General features: G+C 45.1%; 17 protein-coding genes. All 17 read right to left on the reverse strand.

The annotated features are described in order from the left end of the window. Window positions 1-101: 101 nt before the first annotated feature. The gene (gene rimP, locus QVE09_RS07360; RefSeq protein WP_091017262.1) at window positions 102-563 is read right to left on the reverse strand and encodes a ribosome maturation factor RimP; all 462 of its coding nucleotides are present in this window, start codon (window positions 561-563) and stop codon (window positions 102-104) included. 257 nt (window positions 564-820) lie between these two features. Further along, window positions 821-5,140 (reverse strand): PolC-type DNA polymerase III, encoded by a 4,320-nt coding sequence (locus tag QVE09_RS07365; protein WP_315936309.1) that lies wholly within the window; start codon window positions 5,138-5,140, stop codon window positions 821-823. 382 nt (window positions 5,141-5,522) lie between these two features. Continuing rightward, window positions 5,523-6,977: a proline--tRNA ligase gene (gene proS / locus QVE09_RS07370; protein ID WP_315936310.1), complete on the reverse strand. Its 1,455-nt coding sequence runs from the start codon at window positions 6,975-6,977 to the stop codon at window positions 5,523-5,525. Between the two features lie 62 nt (window positions 6,978-7,039). Beyond that, the gene (gene rseP / locus QVE09_RS07375; RefSeq protein WP_315936311.1) at window positions 7,040-8,311 is read right to left on the reverse strand and encodes an RIP metalloprotease RseP; all 1,272 of its coding nucleotides are present in this window, start codon (window positions 8,309-8,311) and stop codon (window positions 7,040-7,042) included. 113 nt (window positions 8,312-8,424) lie between these two features. Beyond that, window positions 8,425-9,564 (reverse strand): 1-deoxy-D-xylulose-5-phosphate reductoisomerase, encoded by a 1,140-nt coding sequence (locus QVE09_RS07380; protein ID WP_315936312.1) that lies wholly within the window; start codon window positions 9,562-9,564, stop codon window positions 8,425-8,427. A 70-nt stretch (window positions 9,565-9,634) separates the two neighbouring features. Beyond that, window positions 9,635-10,429, reverse strand: a complete 795-nt coding sequence (locus QVE09_RS07385; protein WP_315936313.1) for a phosphatidate cytidylyltransferase — start codon at window positions 10,427-10,429, stop codon at window positions 9,635-9,637. A gap of 16 nt (window positions 10,430-10,445) precedes the next feature. Further along, window positions 10,446-11,213 (reverse strand): undecaprenyl pyrophosphate synthase, encoded by a 768-nt coding sequence (locus QVE09_RS07390; protein WP_017689151.1) that lies wholly within the window; start codon window positions 11,211-11,213, stop codon window positions 10,446-10,448. Window positions 11,214-11,302: 89 nt separating this feature from the next. Next, window positions 11,303-11,857, reverse strand: coding sequence for a ribosome recycling factor (gene frr / locus QVE09_RS07395; protein ID WP_017689152.1), 555 nt, complete (start codon window positions 11,855-11,857; stop codon window positions 11,303-11,305). Then, the gene (pyrH, locus tag QVE09_RS07400) at window positions 11,857-12,585 is read right to left on the reverse strand and encodes a UMP kinase (RefSeq protein WP_211081635.1); all 729 of its coding nucleotides are present in this window, start codon (window positions 12,583-12,585) and stop codon (window positions 11,857-11,859) included. The genes frr and pyrH overlap by 1 nt, the downstream gene beginning before the upstream one ends. Before the next feature lie 232 nt (window positions 12,586-12,817). Then, complete coding sequence (tsf, locus tag QVE09_RS07405; protein WP_017689154.1) at window positions 12,818-13,468, reverse strand: translation elongation factor Ts; 651 nt, start codon at window positions 13,466-13,468, stop codon at window positions 12,818-12,820. A gap of 115 nt (window positions 13,469-13,583) precedes the next feature. Further along, window positions 13,584-14,282 (reverse strand): 30S ribosomal protein S2, encoded by a 699-nt coding sequence (gene rpsB / locus QVE09_RS07410; RefSeq protein WP_017689155.1) that lies wholly within the window; start codon window positions 14,280-14,282, stop codon window positions 13,584-13,586. A 296-nt stretch (window positions 14,283-14,578) separates the two neighbouring features. Continuing rightward, the gene (locus tag QVE09_RS07415) at window positions 14,579-15,205 is read right to left on the reverse strand and encodes a hypothetical protein (RefSeq protein WP_315936314.1); all 627 of its coding nucleotides are present in this window, start codon (window positions 15,203-15,205) and stop codon (window positions 14,579-14,581) included. A 3-nt stretch (window positions 15,206-15,208) separates the two neighbouring features. Beyond that, window positions 15,209-15,793, reverse strand: a complete 585-nt coding sequence (locus tag QVE09_RS07420; RefSeq protein ID WP_315936315.1) for a hypothetical protein — start codon at window positions 15,791-15,793, stop codon at window positions 15,209-15,211. A gap of 65 nt (window positions 15,794-15,858) precedes the next feature. Next, entirely contained in the window at window positions 15,859-16,173 is a 315-nt protein-coding gene (locus tag QVE09_RS07425; protein WP_315936316.1) for a hypothetical protein, read from the reverse strand. 52 nt (window positions 16,174-16,225) lie between these two features. After that, complete coding sequence (locus tag QVE09_RS07430; protein ID WP_315936317.1) at window positions 16,226-17,635, reverse strand: flagellar assembly protein A; 1,410 nt, start codon at window positions 17,633-17,635, stop codon at window positions 16,226-16,228. Between the two features lie 62 nt (window positions 17,636-17,697). Further along, window positions 17,698-18,486, reverse strand: a complete 789-nt coding sequence (locus QVE09_RS07435; protein ID WP_315936318.1) for a FliA/WhiG family RNA polymerase sigma factor — start codon at window positions 18,484-18,486, stop codon at window positions 17,698-17,700. Between the two features lie 15 nt (window positions 18,487-18,501). Then, window positions 18,502-18,945, reverse strand: coding sequence for a hypothetical protein (locus QVE09_RS07440; RefSeq protein WP_315936319.1), 444 nt, complete (start codon window positions 18,943-18,945; stop codon window positions 18,502-18,504). Between the last annotated feature and the right edge of the window lies 1 nt (window position 18,946).

The raw sequence follows: 18,946 nt of genomic DNA on the forward strand, positions 1-18,946 counted from the left end.
CATGGCATCTCATACGTAAAACGGCGAAAGGCTCTGAACTCATGAGCACCTTGCCGTTATCGTGAGATGTGTCTTTTTCATTAATAAAGTGAACAAGGCACTTAAAACAAAATAGCTAGGCGCGCACTGGCAACCTTATCATAAGAAATGGCATGCTGTTTTTTGCCTGCTTCGATCACGAGTTCCCCGTCATCAAAGGAAAGCAGCTTGCCTTCAAATTCCTTCAATCCGTTCACCGGCTCGTAGGTTGTAACAAAAACATTTTTGCCTACAGATTTGGTAACGTCCTCAGGTTTTTTCAGTGGACGCTCCGCACCGGGAGAAGACACTTCAAGGAAATAGATGGTTGGAATCGGATCGTTCTCATCCAGCTTGGCGCTCAGCTTTTCGCTGATCAAGACGCAATCGTCGATGTCGATGCCACCCTCTTTGTCGACATACACCCGTAAAAACCAGTTGCTGCCTTCTTTGACGTATTCGATGTCAACCAGCTCGAAGCCTTGTTCGTTCAAGTAGGGTTGGATCATTTCTTCCACGGTAGATTTAATGTTCGTTGTGCTCAAAACCAATAACCTCCAACTTAGGTTACACCAGCAAAAAAGCACTGGCAGATTATTCAATACCCAAGATTCTTGTATACCAAAGACTAAAGAGTGGGTTTCCCCACTCTTTAGAAATTCGTACTATCTCGTTCACTTCAAAAATTATAACATAGTCTGGTAATAGTGACAAGTAAGCGATGATTCAGTCGGTTTACTTACTAATGAAGGAAAAATTATGTTCCCTCCATCCATCACTATTTTAAGCTCCAAATTTAATCCTAGAAAAGGGAAAGCTGATTGCTCTCTGGCAAGCCGCGGAAACATCCCATATTCGACAGGAGTTCAACAATGGTCTTACTTGCTTTCGACTTCTGCTGGAAGTCCTCAACCGACAGAAACTCACCATGATCTCTCGCTGCAGCAATATTGCGAGCAGCATTATCCCCGATTCCTGCCAACGCAGAAAATGGAGGAATTAGTGATTTTCCATCAACGATGAACTTTGTCGCTTCCGAACGGTATAAGTCAATGGATTTCAGCGAGAATCCACGTGCTGCCATTTCCAGACCCATTTCCAGAACAGGCAACATGTTTTTCTCTTTCGGAGGTGCCTGGAAACCTAATTGCTCAATCTCCGTAATCTTCCGATAGATCGCGTCATACCCCTGACACATCAGTTCAATATCAATCTCATCCGCCCGAACGGTAAAGTAAGTTGCGTAATATTCAATCGGGTGATATAGCTTGAAGAATGCTGTACGTACTGCGGAAATAACATAAGCGGCCGCGTGAGCCTTCGGGAACATGTACTGGATTTTGAGACACGAATCAATGTACCATTGAGGCACTTTACAATTCTTCATCTCGTCAATCCATTCCTGGGGCAGACCCCGTCCCTTACGAACACTCTCGGTAATCTTAAAGGCAAGACTTGCGTCCATTCCCGTTTTATAAATCAGGAACAACATGATATCATCCCGACAACCAATTACTGTCTTAATGTTGCACGTTCCGTTCTTAATCAGATCCTGAGCGTTTCCGAGCCATACCCCTGTACCATGGGACAATCCGGAAATCTGCAGTAAATCGGCAAAAGATGTCGGTTGGGATTCAACAAGCATCTGACGAACAAACTTAGTTCCCATCTCCGGCACGCCAAATGTCGCGACTGGTGACCTAATCTGTTCCGGTGTAACACCCAGAGCTTCGGTTGAGTTAAACATGCTCATGACTTTGGGATCATTCATCGGAATGGTCGTTGGGTCGACCCCTGTCAGATCCTGCAACATCCGCATCATCGTCGGATCATCGTGCCCCAGAATATCAAGTTTCAGCAAGTTTTCTTCAAAAGCATGATAATCAAAGTGTGTTGTTTTCCACTCCGCATTAACGTCATCAGCAGGGAACTGAACTGGTGTAACGTCTTCGACTTCAATATAATCAGGTACTACGACAATACCGCCGGGGTGCTGTCCAGTGCTCCGTTTTACCCCTGTACACCCTGAAGCCAATCGATTCAATTCCGCTCCGCGCCATTTCTTGTGATGTTCTTCCTCATATTTCTTGGCAAAACCAAAAGCTGTTTTCTCAGCCACCGTACCAATGGTTCCCGCACGGAAAACACTTTTCTCACTAAATAGTACTTTCGTATAGTTATGAGCATGAGGCTGATAATCACCAGAGAAGTTCAAGTCAATATCGGGAACTTTATCTCCTTTAAATCCAAGGAAGGTCTCAAACGGAATATCTTGACCTTCTCCTTTAAGTGTGCCACCACAATCCGGGCACTCTTTCTCCGGAAGGTCAAATCCACTCCGAACACTGCCGTCCAGGAACCACTCGCTGTGTTTGCATTCCGAATTCACACAAATATAATGAGCAGGTAATGGATTAACCTCGGATATACCCAGGAATGTAGCAACAACAGAGGAGCCTACAGATCCCCGCGAACCTACGAGATAACCATCCTGATTCGATTTTTTAACCAAGCGTTCCGAGATCAGATAGTTGGCAGAAAAACCGTATTTAATAATTGGAATGAGTTCTTTCTCTAGTCGCGCCACAATTACTTCTGGTAATTCCTCGCCATAGATGGACTTGGCAGTGTTATAACAGGTATTACGGATTTCTTCGTCCGCACCTTCCAGAATCGGAGTAAACAGTTTGTCCGGGAATAACTTAATTTCCTCAAATCGATCAGACAACTCCACCGTATTTGTAACAACGACCTCGTATGCTTTGTCCTGACCCAGGAACTGGAACTCTTCCAGCATTTCCTCTGTCGTTCTAAAATGTGCATCCGGTTTACGCTGATCTTTCAGTGGACTAAATCCTGTAATTCCGTGAATGGTGATATCCCGATATAACTTGTCACGCGGTTCCAAATAGTGCACGTTACCTGTGGCTATGACCGGTTTATTAAGTTTTGCACCTATATCAATGACTTTACGGATCGCTGTTTTGATTTCTTCGGGTGTAGCCACCAACCCTTTATCCACTAAATGCATATACATGGTAAGTGGTTGGATCTCCAGTATGTCATAGAACTCAGCGATCTCTTCCGCTTCTTCGAGCGATTTGTTAAGAACCGCTTCGAAAAACTCACCTTTTTCACAGCCCGATATAACTACAAGGCCTTCACGCAAATTAATCAGTTTTGATTTGGGAATGCACGGTACCCGCTTGAAATGTTCCGTATGAGAGAGAGATACCAGCTTGTATAAATTTTTCTTACCAACATCATTCAGTGCATAGATTCCACAATGGAAAGGTCTTGTATTCGACAAGTCGACACCCACATAATCATTCAAGCGATCAAGCCTTGTCAAACCTTTCATCTGGGCAGCATCATTTAATAATCCGATCAGTATACCTGCGAGTGCAACCGTATCATCAATGGCACGGTGATGGCTTTCGAGTCCAACCTTATATTTATCCGCCATCGTATTCAGACGGTGGTTCTTATTTTTTGGAAATAACAATCGTGCCAGTTCCAACGTATCTAGAACCGGGTTAGGAAGCTCCGGCATTCCAATTTGCTTCAGGGAAGCCTGGATAAAGCCCATATCAAAACGTGCATTATGGGCAACAAGTACACCATCTCCCGCAAACTGTACAAAATCACGGATAACAGGCTCAAGCTCAGGTGCATCTTTTACCATTTCATCATTAATATTGGTCAATTGCTGAATGTTGTAGGGAATGCGTTCATGCGGATTCACAAACGTCGCAAACCGGTCGACTTCTTTACCATCTTGCATCTTCACGGCAGCAATCTCAATGATTTTGTTCTGCGTTACCGACAGACCCGTGGTCTCGATATCAAATACGATGTATGTCGCTGTTTGCAGATCCAAAGGCTGCGGAGCCATTACAACGGCAACAGAGTCATTGACGACATTGGCCTCAAGGCCGTAGATCATTTTGATCCCGTTTTTCTTAGCTGCCTTGGAAGCTTCGGGATATACCTGCACCCCACCATGATCACTGACAGCAATCGCCTTATGTCCCCACTCCGCTGCCATTTTCACGTATTTGTCGATTGAAGTTACAGCATCCATCGTACTCATCGTAGAGTGCAAATGGAACTCCACTCGTTTCTCTGGTGCATTATCTTTGCGAGACGGCGGTGCTTTAACTTCAATCAAATCCGAAGGAATCATGGCGAGTTCAGGAATTTGCATAAAACGGTCATACTCTACACGACCACGCACTTTCACCCATTTACCGTTAGCCAGCAAACTGAGAATTTTAACGTCCTCTTTGGTTTTGGCAAACATCTTCATTTGCATGGAGTCCGTGAAGTCGGTCAGGTAGAAGGTAAACAACGTATTTCCGTTTCGCAGTTCTTTACGATCCAGACCAAATACCGTACCTTGAAGCGTGACCTTTTTCTCCTCATCCTGGATTTCCTGCATAGGTACTGCTGGCTCTTTGATATCATAACCCATTTGCAAACGCAGATCGCCCTGCTCCTCATCCACCGGGATTTCTGTGTCCACTTCACTCATCATCTTTTCGATGACCTCAAGTTCCTCTACACGTTTTTGGGCCTGGAACTGTTCCATGGCCTCTTTATTGCTTCCCACTTCTCCCACTTGCATCTTGATGCGAAGAGATAGTTGAAAGTATTTTTCATAGAATTTTGTAATAGCCTGATCAATCTGTTTCTTGCGAGCCAATTCCATCGACGTTGCATCACTCATTGTCAGTTGCAGGAGATCCTCTTCACATTCAAAGGTTGTCCGGTTCATCCAACCATTTACAGATGGAATCTCACGGGTAACCCACTCCAGAAACAGATTCCAATATTCACTGACGATATCACCATTTTGTACCTGGTCCGTGTATTTGAAACCAAATGAAATTTTGGCGATATGATTCATCTTCTCTTGAATATGCAGGCAAAATGTGCGATAGATTGGAGCGGGTACCAGCGTATCCTTCGCAATCAGAATATTCCATTCCCGATTACTTCGATTGGTCTCTACTTGTTCAATCCATCCATCCAAAAAATAGGGCTCTAACAGACCAGACGGAAGCTCTGCCTGTTTCATCAACAACTCAAACCGTTTTCTCTTCTCCTCGAATCCGCTCATCGTGTTCCTCCTTGTACCCCCTTAAAGCATGAAAAGCCCCTGCATTCAAAAATGTCACCGATCCGAACTCGCACCGACTCATTTTATCCGACAGAAGCTCTTCATTCATTACTCTTACAGTCCGTACGTGTCATTATATACATTGAACAAAAAGATATTTACACTTACCACTCCGATAACAGAACAACCTTCCGATCACTGTTATCCCCAGATTTTTTGATTCCCTTTTAGAAAGGGGAAAATCCGGGGCTAAAGGCGCAGCGTATGCTTCCGATGTAGCTTTCTTTCAGAAAGCTTTTAGCTCCGCTTCTTCAGGTTATTTCTGTTCTCTACGTTCTCATGTACATGTTTAGTCCAGTGTATATAGTCAAGTGATCCTGACTTAATACGCTCTTGCAAACACAACCGTGTGTTGTGCCTGCTCACCACAAGCCAGGCACGTATGCTTTTCTTCCGCAGGCTGGAACGGAATGTTCCGGCTTGTTGCACCTGTGACTTCTCTTACTTTATCTTCACAAGCTTCTGAACCGCACCATCCAGCCAGTGTAAACCCGCGTTTATTTTCCATCAGTTCTTTCATCTCATCGAGTGTATCCACGGAGTAGAAGTTATCCGACATAAATGTGCGAGCACGTTCCAGCATATCTACCTGGATCTGTGTCAGCATAGCCTGGATTTCCTCTACCAGGTTTGCTTGTTCTACCACTTTCTTCTCACCTGTGATGCGTGATACGAGTACACAAACACCATTTTCCATATCACGTGGACCAATCTCCAGACGAATCGGAACACCGCGCATCTCGTATTCATTGAACTTCCAACCTGGGCGAACATCGCTGCGATCATCCATTTTCACACGGACTCCAGCTTTTTTCAACTCAGTGAACAACTCATCTGCACGCCCAACAACAGCATCACGCGTTTTCGGAGGTCCAATTGGAATCATAACCACTTGTGTCGGTGCCACTTTAGGAGGAAGTACGAGACCACGATCATCTCCGTGAACCATAATTAATGCACCGATCAAACGTGTGCTTACTCCCCAAGAAGTAGTGTAAGCTAGCTCCAACACATTATTGCGGCTAAGATACTGGATTTCAAATGCTTTTGCAAAGTTGGTGCCCATGTAGTGAGATGTACCTGCTTGTACAGCACGTCCATCCTTCATCATGGCTTCGATCGAGTACGTATCCACCGCACCCGCAAACTTCTCGGATTTGGTTTTCTGACCCACAATTACAGGAATAGCCAAGTACTCCTCAACTACTTCACGATAAATCTCAAGCATTTTCATCGTTTCTTCACGTGCTTCTTCTTCCGTCTCATGCGCAGTATGACCTTCCTGCCACAGGAACTCACTTGTGCGAAGGAACGGCAACGTTCTTTTTTCCCAACGAACTACGTTAGCCCACTGGTTGATCAGTACCGGAAGATCCCGATAAGATTGAATCCACTTGGAATACATGTGACCAATAATCGTTTCGGATGTAGGACGGATTGCCAGACGTTCTTCTAGCTTCTCTCCGCCAGCTTCCGTAACCCATGGTAATTCAGGGTTAAAACCTTCCACATGCTCTTTTTCCTTTTGAAAGAAGCTCTCAGGAATGAACATCGGGAAATAAGCATTGCGATGACCCGTTTCCCGGAAACGACGATCCAACTCATCCTTAATATGTTCCCAGATTTCAAATCCGTCTGGTTTGAACACAATACAACCGCGTACGGGTGCATAGTCCATGAGATCAGCTTTTTTGATAACATCAATATACCAGCGTGAGAAATCCTCACCCTGTGGTGTGATTTCAGTCACGAACTGTTTATCATTTTCCTTTGACATAAGACTCCCGCGTCCTCCCATAACGACTATCTCTGAATGTCCAGAGCATAGTCCAACCGTAATTATCCGTTAATTAAACGTAATATATCATTGTATGTTACTGCCAGCATCAACACAAACAACATCGCAAATCCGATGAAATGCACCATGCCTTCGCGATTGGGATCAACAGGTCTGCCGCGCAGTGCTTCAATTCCCAAAAATACCAGACGGCTGCCGTCCAGTGCAGGTATTGGTAGCAGGTTGAAAATTCCTAGATACAGACTCAAAATCGCTGCCCATCTCGTTAACTGCTCAATCCCTTGTTTAGCAATCTGCCCTGTCACTTCAAACGTACGAACTGGACCACCAATATCGTCCATGTTGAATTGATTGATCAGATGTTTAAAACCTTCAAATATCACTTTGGTTGTATCAACCATGGCCACGCCTGAGACTTTAAATGTCTCTACAAATCCAACAGATCGAGTTGGTAACGTAGGTACGATTCCCACTTTACCGCCCTCTTGTCCTTCTACAGCACGTGGAGTAATCGTTATATTAAACGTATCCGCCCCCCGGCGCAGCGTCCATTCCATCGGCTTGTCTTTGGAATCGGCAATCATCGACACCATTTTTTGTGAATCTGTACCAATAACAGTACCATTGATTGTCTCGATAATATCGCCCTTTTGCATGTTTGCCTGATCAGCTGCCCCACCTTCAAGCACTTCACCAATTTCAAGGTTTTTCGGATTTTCCACCGGAACCCCTGCCATCTGCGCATATACAGCAAACAACACAAAGGCCAAGATAAAGTTCATCAGCGGTCCCGCAAAAATAGCCAATGCACGCTGTCCAACAGTTTTGCTGCCGAATTGACGATCTTTCGGTGCAATCTGCGTTTGTTTGCCACGACTTACCAACATTGCTTGAGGATGTATACGATACGCCTGAATCTCACCATCTACATCCAGTTGAAGCTTCAGTGCATTCTCCATATCAATGGAGATGACTTCACCACGTATTACATTTTTACGGTTATCCAGCTGATCCAGATAGATCATCTTCACCTGGTCATCTGCAGATCTTACCGCAATGGTCTGTCCTTCCTGGATCTCAACCAGTTCCGGATCTTCCCCTGCCATCCGTGCATATCCACCAAAAGGCAACAAACGCAATGTAAACTGGGTCTCGTTTCTTTTATATGAGAACAATTTGGGACCAAAACCGATCGCAAATTCCCGTACAAGAATACCGGCGCGTTTGGCAAAATAATAATGCCCCCATTCATGAACCGTCACGATGACAAAGAACATGAGCACCGTTAGAAATACCACTTGTATGGTTTCCAATCCCTATCCATCCTCCTTCACGGCACATACCGCAGTCTGTCCCTCTAGATTATCATTATTCTCTGATGCCGCACAAGAGAATCACTTCTTCCAATTTGTTATGAAAAAAGAGATTACAGACTGGCCGCAAGCTTACGGCTCTCCTGATCACAACGGGCGATCTCCTGCAGATCAGGCTCGTCCACATTGTGGTGTGCTTCCAGCACAGAAGCAATAATATCTTCTATTTTAAGGAATGAAATCTCTTTACGCAAGAAACGAGCTACAGCAACCTCGTTGGCTGCATTAAACGCCGTTGTTGCGGTTCCTCCCATTTTACCACACTCATACGCCATTCTTAAACACGGGAACCGTTCCATATCCATCTCACGGAAATGTAATTTCCCAGCTTGAGCAAGAGACAGACGCTGTGCTGGTGATGGCAAGCGGTCAGGGTAAGTCAGTGCATATTGAATGGGAACTCGCATATCTGGATTCCCCAGTTGAGCGATGATGCTGGTGTCATCAAATTCCACATACGAATGAATAACGCTCTCTGGATGAAGCAATACATTAATCTGATCATATCGAAGACCAAATAACCAATGTGCTTCAATGACCTCAAGTCCCTTGTTAACCATCGTTGCCGAGTCTATCGTAATTTTGGACCCCATTGACCAATTTGGATGTTTAAGCGCATCCTCTATAGTCACGCTCTTCAACTGTTCACGGGTAAGATCACGGAATGACCCTCCTGAAGCAGTGAGCGTGATGCCTGTCAGGCGTTCTCTGTTTTCACCATTCAAGCATTGGTATATCGCAGAGTGCTCGCTATCGATAGGCAGTAAAGAGACTCCTTTGGCAGTCGCTCTAGTAGTAACAATATGCCCCGCCGTTACCAATGTCTCCTTGTTGGCCAAACCGATCTGTTTGCCTGCGTCTATGGCAGCAAGCGTTGACTCCAATCCAACACTCCCCACCACCGCTGTAACAACCGTATGCGCATCGGTTCCTGCCGCAACTTCTACGAGTCCTTCTGTGCCATAAAACAGTTGCGTTCCTGCAGGCAAATGTGGAGCTACCTTTTCCGCCAATTCTTTGGACCCCACCGATACCTTCTTCGGTCGGTAACGTTTGGTTTGTTCGATCAGCAGGTCTGTATTGCCTCCGGCAGCCAGTCCCTCCACTTGAAAGAGTTCTGGATGCATGTCAACTACATCCAGCGTCTGGGTTCCAATGGAACCGGTTGACCCGAGAATCGCAATTTTTTTCATGCTGCACCTCATCTTTAATTATCCAATGCCTACGGCGAACAATGCTGTTATCTCAGACTCATGTTCTTCTTTAGTAGGGCAGTAGCATTAGTATATGTACGAATGGAAAAACAACAATCCAGCTGTCGCACCGATCAAGAATGCCTCCATGCCCTGGGAGAAGACTGCCTGAATCCTTGATATTATATACACGTTTGTATGCAGACTGGATCAAATCACCCATCTGACCTACGACTGCACAGGCAATTCCGATCACAATTGCTCTCTGCCAGGAAAGCAAACCATCTGATACTAATGCAAAAATAACAGAAGTAACAATTGCAATCACGATGCCACCCAGTGCCCCCTCTATAGTCTTGTTTGGACTGATGGAAGGCCACAGTTTGTTTCTACCAATCAGTTTCCCTACAAAATAAGCTCCTGCATCACTGGCCCATATGGAGCCCAGCAACAGGAACGTCCAGAACAACCCATGATGCAGATGTCTGGATTCTGCAATGTAATAGAAACCGATCCCTATATACAACACGCCGAGGAAAAGCATGGCCACTGTATTCACGGGAACCTTATTCTTGGTGACAACTGAAGCTGTCATCAGTACCAGCATTACAATCCAGATGACCTGAAATAAAGATAGTGGTCTTGCCTCCCAAAGCATTTCCCAAGGAAACACAATGGCAAAAACACCAGCATATCCAATCAGGGCCACACCTGAAAAAGGCATCACCCCGGTCATTTTAACAAATTCATAATAACCGATGAGAGCCATAAGCAATACCAAACCATGGTACCAGGGTCCGCCCAGCATGCAAAAACCTAAAAACAACACACCTGCTATGATTCCTGTCGTTAATCGCTGTTTCAACGGCTTCATCCTCCATCTATTTCAAACCGCCGTAACGCCTTGTTCTGCGCTGATATTCGGCTACTGCTTCAAGCAAATGCTTTTTGCCAAATTCGGGCCAGTATATATCCGTAAACCATAATTCACTATATGCAAGCTGCCAAAGCATAAAGTTGCTTAATCTCAACTCTCCACTCGTCCGGATCAGCAGATCCGGATCGGGCATGTCAACCGTCAGCATATGTCTATCAATGAGTTCAGGTGTTATGTCCTCTGCCGATAGTTCCCCCGATTTCACCTGCAGAGCGATCTGTTTAACACAGTCCGTCATTTCACGACGACTTCCATAGTTCATTGCAAAGTTTAAAACGAGACCTGTATTATGTTCCGTAAGACGAATGGCTTCCCGCAAGGCATTGATGGTATGAGAAGGTAAATGTTCCTCTTGGCCCATCATGCGAATGCGCACATTTTTTTCTATAAGTTCATCCAGCTCTATGGCTAGAAATTCTTGCGGAAGTCGCATCAGAAAATCCACTTCTTCTTTTGGACGCGTCCAGTTTTCTGTCGAAAAAGCGTACATCGTCAGATATTTGATGCCCAGTTCATCCGCCGCGATGGTCGCACGTTTGACCGCCTTCATGCCATTTTGGTGCCCGGCTATACGCGGGAGTCCCAAACGTTTGGCCCATCGTCCATTGCCGTCCATGATGATGGCGACGTGCTGCGGGATATTGTCCTCGGATATAGTCAGCGTTTCCTGCTTGTCAGCCCCATTCCACCACGACCGAACCCGTTTGATCATTCCTGTTCCTCCAAAATCCCTGAAGTTTCTTTATCTGAAGCTTGGAAAAAGAGACAAAACCCCACCGTATTGGAGGGGCTGCGCTTGTCTTACACTTCCATGATTTCTTTTTCTTTGGCAGCGAGTACCTTATCGACCTCAGCAATAAACTTGTCGGTCGATTTTTGGATATCGTCCTGATGTCTCCGTGATTCGTCCTCGGAAATATCTGACTTCTCCATTTTCTTGATGTCATCATTCGCGTCACGGCGAATGTTACGAATCGCTACTTTACCTTCTTCACCGAACTTCTTCGTCAGCTTAACAAGTTCCGCTCTACGTTCTTCCGTCAATGCCGGAATAGACAAACGGATCATGCTACCATCATTGGCTGGAGTAAGACCCAGATCCGATTTCATGATGGCACGCTCGATGTCACCCATGGAGGATTTGTCCCAAGGCTGAATCATCAGTGTACGGGAATCCGGAGTACTGATATTAGCGAGTTGATTCAATGGCGTCATTGCTCCATAATACTCTACCTGAATTCGGTCCAGAAGAGCTGGAGTTGCGCGGCCTGCACGCAAAGTAGCCAGGTCACGACGCAATGCTTGAATTGCTTTTTCCATACGCTCTTCGGCATGTTGTTTAACCGCTTGTGGCATTAATCTACACTCCCTTTAACGATTGTTCCGATACGTTCGCCCAGAACAACACGTTTGATGTTACCTTGTTCCGTAATGGCAAATACGATCAACGGGATGTTGTTGTCCTTACAAAGCGAGGATGCCGTTGAATCCATTACACCAAGGTCTTTGTTAAGAATATCCATGTAAGTCAACTGATCAAATTTCACAGCTGTACTGTCCTTAAACGGATCTGCTGAGTATACACCATCAACTTTATTTTTGGCCATCAAGATAACTTCTGCTTCAATCTCCGCTGCGCGCAGTGCTGCTGTTGTATCCGTGGAAAAGAACGGGTTACCTGTACCTGCTGCAAAAATAACGACCCGGCCTTTCTCCAGATGGCGAATAGCTCTACGACGAATATAAGGCTCTGCAATCTGTTGCATTGCAATAGATGTTTGTACACGCGTAGGTACTTCAATCTGTTCCAAAGCATCCTGCAGTGCCAGCGAATTCATTACTGTCGCCAGCATCCCCATATAATCGGCAGTTGCACGATCGATGCCGTTTTCGCTACCGGCAATTCCACGCCAGATGTTTCCGCCGCCACATACAATAGCAACCTGTACACCAAGTGCAACAACCTCTTTTACCTGTTGGGCAATCGACGAGATCGTAGCTGCATCAATACCGTAGCCGTTTTGACCGGAAAGGGACTCTCCGCTGACCTTTAAGACAACACGTTTAAATACTGGCTGTTCCAATTATTCACCCTCCACTTTGAATTGAACACGTTCGGTGTTCAACCAACAAAACTTCTCGCGCATGGCCTCCTGCTTAAAAAGAAAGGAACACAGTTGTGTTCCGCTCTTTTAGGAAAAACGTTTGACCGGTAAGGCACTGTTTTCCTGAGATATAAGGGAGTTTACGCTTCGAAGTTTTATCATTCTTATATCTTCGAAAATCAATTCTGCTTACCGGTTTATAGAAACCGTCTTATTTGTTTACTTGGGACATTACTTCTTCTACGAAGTTGTCTACTTTTTTCTCAAGACCTTCACCCAGTTCGTAACGAACGAAACGACGGATGGAGATGTTTTCACCAATTTGGCTGATTTTTTCGTTCAGCAATTGGGAGATCGTTTTGTCTGGATCTTTAACGAAAGTTTGTTCCATCAGGCAGTACTCTTCGTAGTATTTACCGATACGGCCTTCAACCATTTTTTCAATGATTTTCTCTGGTTTGCCTTCGTTAAGAGCTTGAGCTTTCAGGATTTCTTTTTCTTTTTCCAGCTCATCTGTAGGAACTTCTTCGCGTTTAACGAATTTAGGATTAGCTGCAGCGATTTGCATAGCTACATCTTTAACGAAATCCTTAAATTGATCCGTTTTACCAACAAAGTCAGTTTCACAGTTAACTTCAACCAAGACACCAATGCGTCCACCAGCGTGGATGTAAGATTCTACAACGCCTTCAGTTGCTGCACGGCCTGCTTTGCTTGCTGCAGCAGAAAGACCTTTCTCACGCAACAATTCAGCTGCTTTTGTTACATCACCGTTTGCTTCTTCCAGTGCTTTTTTACAATCGAGCATACCAGCGCCCGTTCTTTCGCGAAGTTCTTTTACTGCACTCGCATTAACTGCCATTATAAATTCCCTCCAACATTAAGTATTGTACGTACACTCTAAAAAAAGGGCAGTGAGAGGTTATCCACCTGCCAACCACCCTTTTCATTTAGTTTATAACATATGTTCGAATCTATTAAGCGGAAGTTTCTTCGCCTTGGTTAGCTTCGATTACTGCGTCAGCCATTTTACCTGTCAGCAATTTAACAGCGCGGATCGCGTCGTCATTACCTGGGATAACATAATCGATCTCGTCCGGATCGCAGTTAGTATCAACGATACCTACAATTGGGATACCCAATTTGCGAGCTTCCGCAACAGCGATACGCTCTTTGCGTGGATCGATGATGAACAGGGCGCTTGGCAGGCCTTTCATATTTTTAATACCGCCCAAGAATTTCTCCAGACGATCTTTTTCTTTGCGAAGCAAGATAACTTCTTTTTTAGGCAATACAGCGAATGTACCGTCTTCTTCCCAAGCTTCCAACTGTTTCAAACGATCAATACGTTTTTGAATAGTTTGGAAGTTAGTCAGAGTACCGCCAAGCCAGCGTTGGTTAATGTAGAATTGACCAGCACGTTCAGCTTCTTCTTTAACGGAATCTTGAGCTTGTTTCTTAGTACCCACGAAAAGAATTTTACCATTCTCTCCTGCGATTCCTTTAACGAAGTTGTAAGCCTCTTCGACTTTTTTCACCGTTTTTTGCAAGTCGATGATATAAATTCCGTTTCTTTCAGTGAAGATATAACGATCCATTTTTGGGTTCCAACGACGAGTCTGGTGACCGAAGTGTACCCCAGCTTCGAGAAGCTGCTTCATGGAGATTACTGCCATCTTCACACACCTCCTAATATGGTTTTTATTGTGTCCTCCGCCGGCATCATTTTTCGCCAAGACTCTCCATAAGGAAAGCACCCTCAACAAAATTAGCACATGCGTGTGTTTTAACACCGTTATCTAATATAGCACAACTGACTGTCTGATGCAACAGTCTTTGAAGCTAAAAACTACTTTTTACTTTTTGCTAGTATCGAATCATTTTAAACTTGATATGTAACTCAAGCGCTAATTATTATCAAGCTTTGAAAATGTACCGTTTAATACGCAAAAACCGTCCTGTCCGAGCATGCTCAGTTTGACGGTTCTTTCGTAATTTTTGCGATAATGGATTTGAAACTTTCGCCTTTTTCAAGCGCATAGGTACCCACTTGGATTTTCGTATTGATTCGCGCAGCTTTGCCAGCCTTTATGAATGCTTGAGCATCATCTACGATTCCCGCGGTTTTTAGGTTTGCTGCAACAATCGCCAGACTATTTCCTGAACGTACTTTGAATGATACTGTTGCGCCTTTCGGATTGCTCGGCGTTACAGGTTCTGTTGTCTTCGGCTCAGTTATCTCTTTCTGCCCTTCACCTTCACTTGCAGCAGGCTCTTGTGGCTTATCAGGCTCTGCAGGTGTCTCCGTAGAGGTTACTGTCTCAGGCGGTGTTGCTGTATTCCCCTGCAACTTACTGCTCTCCTGCTTTTTCTTCGCCACCCACTCTGCTTCTGTGTACAGTTCCTCTTCAGAACCGACCAACTTCATATCCAGGCTTTTCGCGGCTGTTTCAAGCTGTTCTTTGGTCATATTGGCAGTCTGCTCGGGGTCCAGATTACTATCCGATAATGCATTTTGTCCAACTGTGGCCAGTTGAAGCAAAACTGCACCAATAATCATGCCGCTCCCCAGACCAATCCATAAGGATCGCTTGTCCATGACTTAGCTTTCCTCCCGTTCTGCCAGTTGCAGTATTAACTGTACCTCACCACGCTGAATGCCTGTCTGCTTGGATATGGCATCCATCGACTTACCTTCAGCATGTAGATTAAAGAGTTCTACATATCGATCTTTAATCGATTCACGTTGTGGCAAAGATTCGACTCTGCTGGTCTGTAGGTCTGCTTCTAACGCCTGCTGGGCCGCCTCTGCTTGTACACTTTTCACGAGTGCTTGAGCTTGCAAACCTTCGGAAGCTTGTACGGGTACATCACCTAAGTGTGGCACAGGTGACGCGACAGGTTCGTTCTTTTTGCTCTGTTCCAACTGATCCAACCGCTGCTGTAATTCCTGAAGTTGCAATTGCATACGCTGATCGGCTGCTGTCGCTTCTCCCTTCATTTCAGCCACACGTTGAATAAGAGCATCATTATCATTTTCGATCTCGGTCATGTAGTGTTCAAGCGTAGATTCCATCTCCTGCACCAGTTGATGCCCGGGCTCTTGCGCCTTGTTTTTACGAGGCATGATATAAGCGTAGGCGATGGCGCAGGCCCCTAATATGACAATAATGATCCATGGTGACAAATTGGGTTCTCTCCTTCTGATTCAACCATCGGTGCGCAAGACTGCATATCCATAACAACCATCTATTATAAAGACAGATCTATGTGTTTTCCTTTGTACGGGTGTTCTGCTGGTTTGACAGTTTCTTGAGCCTGAGCAGTGTCCTGTCCATCGGAACCACTCTGCTGATTCCCATCATGGGTATGACCATCACGCACCGAAGTCTGTGAAGTTTCGTCCATTGCTTCACTACGTTGCCTTGCTTCATTTGCTTCTTTCGACGTTTGCTCTGCCAAAAGATTCTGATCCGTAATCGGTCGCTGCTGGGCTTCACTTTGATAACGTCCCGCTTCGCTTGTTCGTGGTACCGCAATCTGCAACTCCACTGCTTTGAAACTCATACGCTCACCTCACGGTTTCGAATGGATTTCTTCCTGTGCCTGAATGCTGTACTTAAACGTATGGAACCATCGTAATATCGCCATCGTGATAATAAAATGAAATTCGACTCACTGGATCTTTAATAAATTTCGTGTATCTGCCGATAACTATTTTAGAGCCTCCATAAATCATCTTCAGAATATCAACACGAGCCTTACTTGTATCTTCAAGTGCCTTTTCAATTTCAAAGATACGCATTTTCGTTTCTTCACTTATACGAAGAGCAGATTTCTGCGTAGCATTCAGCTTGATCCGCATCGACATCTTATCTGGACTTAGTTGTCCAGCCGCAGCTAACTGGTCTAACAATGTCAAAGCCTTCTTTGTTTTGTCCAGCGAGTCCATCTGTTCTCTGGCTTCCTTGCGCAAATCATTCAGTTCGTTACGCAGCTTTGGCAGCACACCAACTTCAATGGAAGTGACCGTGGACATGCTGTTGCCCACAACACGCGCTGAGACGTTCTGACCCGCCTGGATCGAGCCACCAACGATAAGACCTTTAGTTCCTGCACAGATGACACCATGGCCAGCACGAATATTGGAATGCATAATACTTTGTGAAACCAAAACATCTTCACCGGCATCCACGTTGCCTTCTTGAATAAAGCTACATTTAACATTATGGCCTGCTTGTACCAGTCCTTTGTTATAACCAATAATACCACCGGTAATTTCGATTGAGCCGCCTGCTTCCAGTTCAGCTCCTTCGACACCTCCGACGACACGAATGTCACCTGCTGCTTTTACTTTAAATCCGGTAAGTACATTGCCTCGTATGACAACCGTGCCTACAAAGTCGATATTACCGTTATTGTAATCAACGTCACCATTGACTTCATAGACCGGAAACACATTCAGTTTGTTACCGTCCGTTTTGGTAACCAGCCCATCCAGTGCAGCATACATCGCAGAACCATCCGGGTTAATCACAACGTTTTTCCCAACTTTAAACCGAGCTTCTTTTCCCGGACGATAAGGAATTTCCTCACCCGTTACTGCCCTGCCTGGTATGCCCTCACAAGGAGCGATTCGCTCTGCAATGATCTGACCACTACGGACATTGTTTAACCGGGTCACTTCTTTGTAATCGACGGTTCCATCTTCCGATTCGAGCGGTCGCCGTTCGTTCGTATCGTCCATTCCAACCAGAATCTTGATGAAGCCATCTGTTCCCTGAATAGGAGCGATACCTTCGGCAATCTTGTATTTATCTTTTAAATAGGTTTCAGGGTTGCTCACAAAAAGTAATAATGCCTCTCGTGATACACCTTGTTTGATGCCCTTGTTCCCAACAAATTGTTCAAGTTCATCGATCGTGCAGGCAAAGCCTTCTTCCTCTTTGGAAAATTCAAGGTAGGCTGTGCATTTGTCGTCCGATAAAACAATGTTTAAACATTGTTCCAAAGCAGTCCGCTGTGTCACTCCAGTTCTTCCCCCTTTTAGACTTTCCACTCCCCAAACTCCAATGATATTACTTCTCTATATTAATCTTTACGCATCAACAAATCTTTCTGTTTGTCCAACGTGCCGCGTAATCGTAATATTGCCTTGGAATGTAACTGGGATATACGAGACGGAGAAAGAGACATAACCTCAGCAATTTCACTAAGAGAAAGATCTTCGTAATACAAGAGTGAAACAACCGTTCTCTCTTTTACCGTCAACTTGTCAAGCCCTTGCACCAAAGCTTCCTTCAAATAAAACTCATTCACTTTATAATCCGGATTTTTGGCTTTCTCATCCACCATCAAAGACAGACGAGTCTCAGACTCTTCTTCACGAATTGGGTCCTCCAGCGAGCAAAGTGACATGACTGCCACTTCCTGAAGCATATGTTGAAAATCTTTAGTGGACACGTCCAGATACTCGCTCATTTCCTCATCACTAACGGACCTGAGATAACTTTGTTCCAGCTGTTGATAGGCGTCTTCGATTCGCTTGGCCTTCTCCCGCACAGAACGCGGAACCCAATCACCTTGACGCAGACCGTCAAGAATGGCTCCGCGGACCCTCCATGATGCATAGGTTTCAAATTGCAGACCACGTTCATAGTCGAACTTCTCCAATGCATCAATTAACCCCATAACGCCATTGCTCTCCAAGTCATCCTTGGGAACATTTTTGGGCAAACCAACAGCCAGTCGACCGGATACATAATTTACAATATGAAGATACTTTTCAATCAAAGATTTCTTGGCTTCAAGATCTCCATGTTCTTTCCACTTTTCCCACAGATCAGAATGGTTCAAATGTGAAGCTTTACGCTCGTTCAATTGCTTTCACCCTCCTTATTTGTCTGTCAGGTGACGAACGGCCTGCGCCAATTCCTCCGGATCCTTGGTCCGGACAAGTTTAGGCGGATCCAAAGGGGCGAATCCCGTTGGAGCTTTCGTCTCAGATGGAGGAAGATCGTCCCCAGATGAAGCGTTCTGTCCACTTTTGAGCAAGTCATTCAGCTCTTGTCCATCGTCATCGATTTTAATGTCCACCTGTGAACCTCTTTGATCTTGAGCACTTGGTGAATCATAACCATACCCATTCCCCTCGATCTGAGGGTACAGCAGCAATCCCAATCCCCAGCGTAAACCATATGCAAGGACAAACCAGGCTACGAATCCGATCAATCCGCGAATTAAACTGGTCATCAGCACATTGCTGCTGTATGCTACAAAAAAAGTAAGAATAAATCCAACGATGCCTGCTCCAAGATTAATGCGGTAGTTTCCTATCATA

The sequence above is a fragment of the Paenibacillus sp. ClWae2A genome, from assembly GCF_032452295.1.
In the GTDB taxonomy this organism is placed as follows: domain Bacteria; phylum Bacillota; class Bacilli; order Paenibacillales; family Paenibacillaceae; genus Paenibacillus.

Bases quoted from the DNA above. Each gene is read 5' to 3' on its own strand.
- QVE09_RS07365 (WP_315936309.1), bottom strand. From the start codon at position 5,140: ATGAGCGGATTCGAGGAGAAGAGAAAACGGTTTGAGTTGTTGATGAAA.
- proS (WP_315936310.1), bottom strand. From the start codon at position 6,977: ATGTCAAAGGAAAATGATAAACAGTTCGTGACTGAAATCACACCACAG.
- QVE09_RS07380 (WP_315936312.1), bottom strand. From the start codon at position 9,564: ATGAAAAAAATTGCGATTCTCGGGTCAACCGGTTCCATTGGAACCCAG.
- QVE09_RS07390 (WP_017689151.1), bottom strand. From the start codon at position 11,213: ATGATCAAACGGGTTCGGTCGTGGTGGAATGGGGCTGACAAGCAGGAA.
- frr (WP_017689152.1), bottom strand. From the start codon at position 11,857: ATGCCACAAGCGGTTAAACAACATGCCGAAGAGCGTATGGAAAAAGCA.
- tsf (WP_017689154.1), bottom strand. From the start codon at position 13,468: ATGGCAGTTAATGCGAGTGCAGTAAAAGAACTTCGCGAAAGAACGGGC.
- rpsB (WP_017689155.1), bottom strand. From the start codon at position 14,282: ATGGCAGTAATCTCCATGAAGCAGCTTCTCGAAGCTGGGGTACACTTC.
- QVE09_RS07415 (WP_315936314.1), bottom strand. From the start codon at position 15,205: ATGGACAAGCGATCCTTATGGATTGGTCTGGGGAGCGGCATGATTATT.
- QVE09_RS07425 (WP_315936316.1), bottom strand. From the start codon at position 16,173: ATGAGTTTCAAAGCAGTGGAGTTGCAGATTGCGGTACCACGAACAAGC.
- QVE09_RS07440 (WP_315936319.1), bottom strand. From the start codon at position 18,945: ATGATAGGAAACTACCGCATTAATCTTGGAGCAGGCATCGTTGGATTT.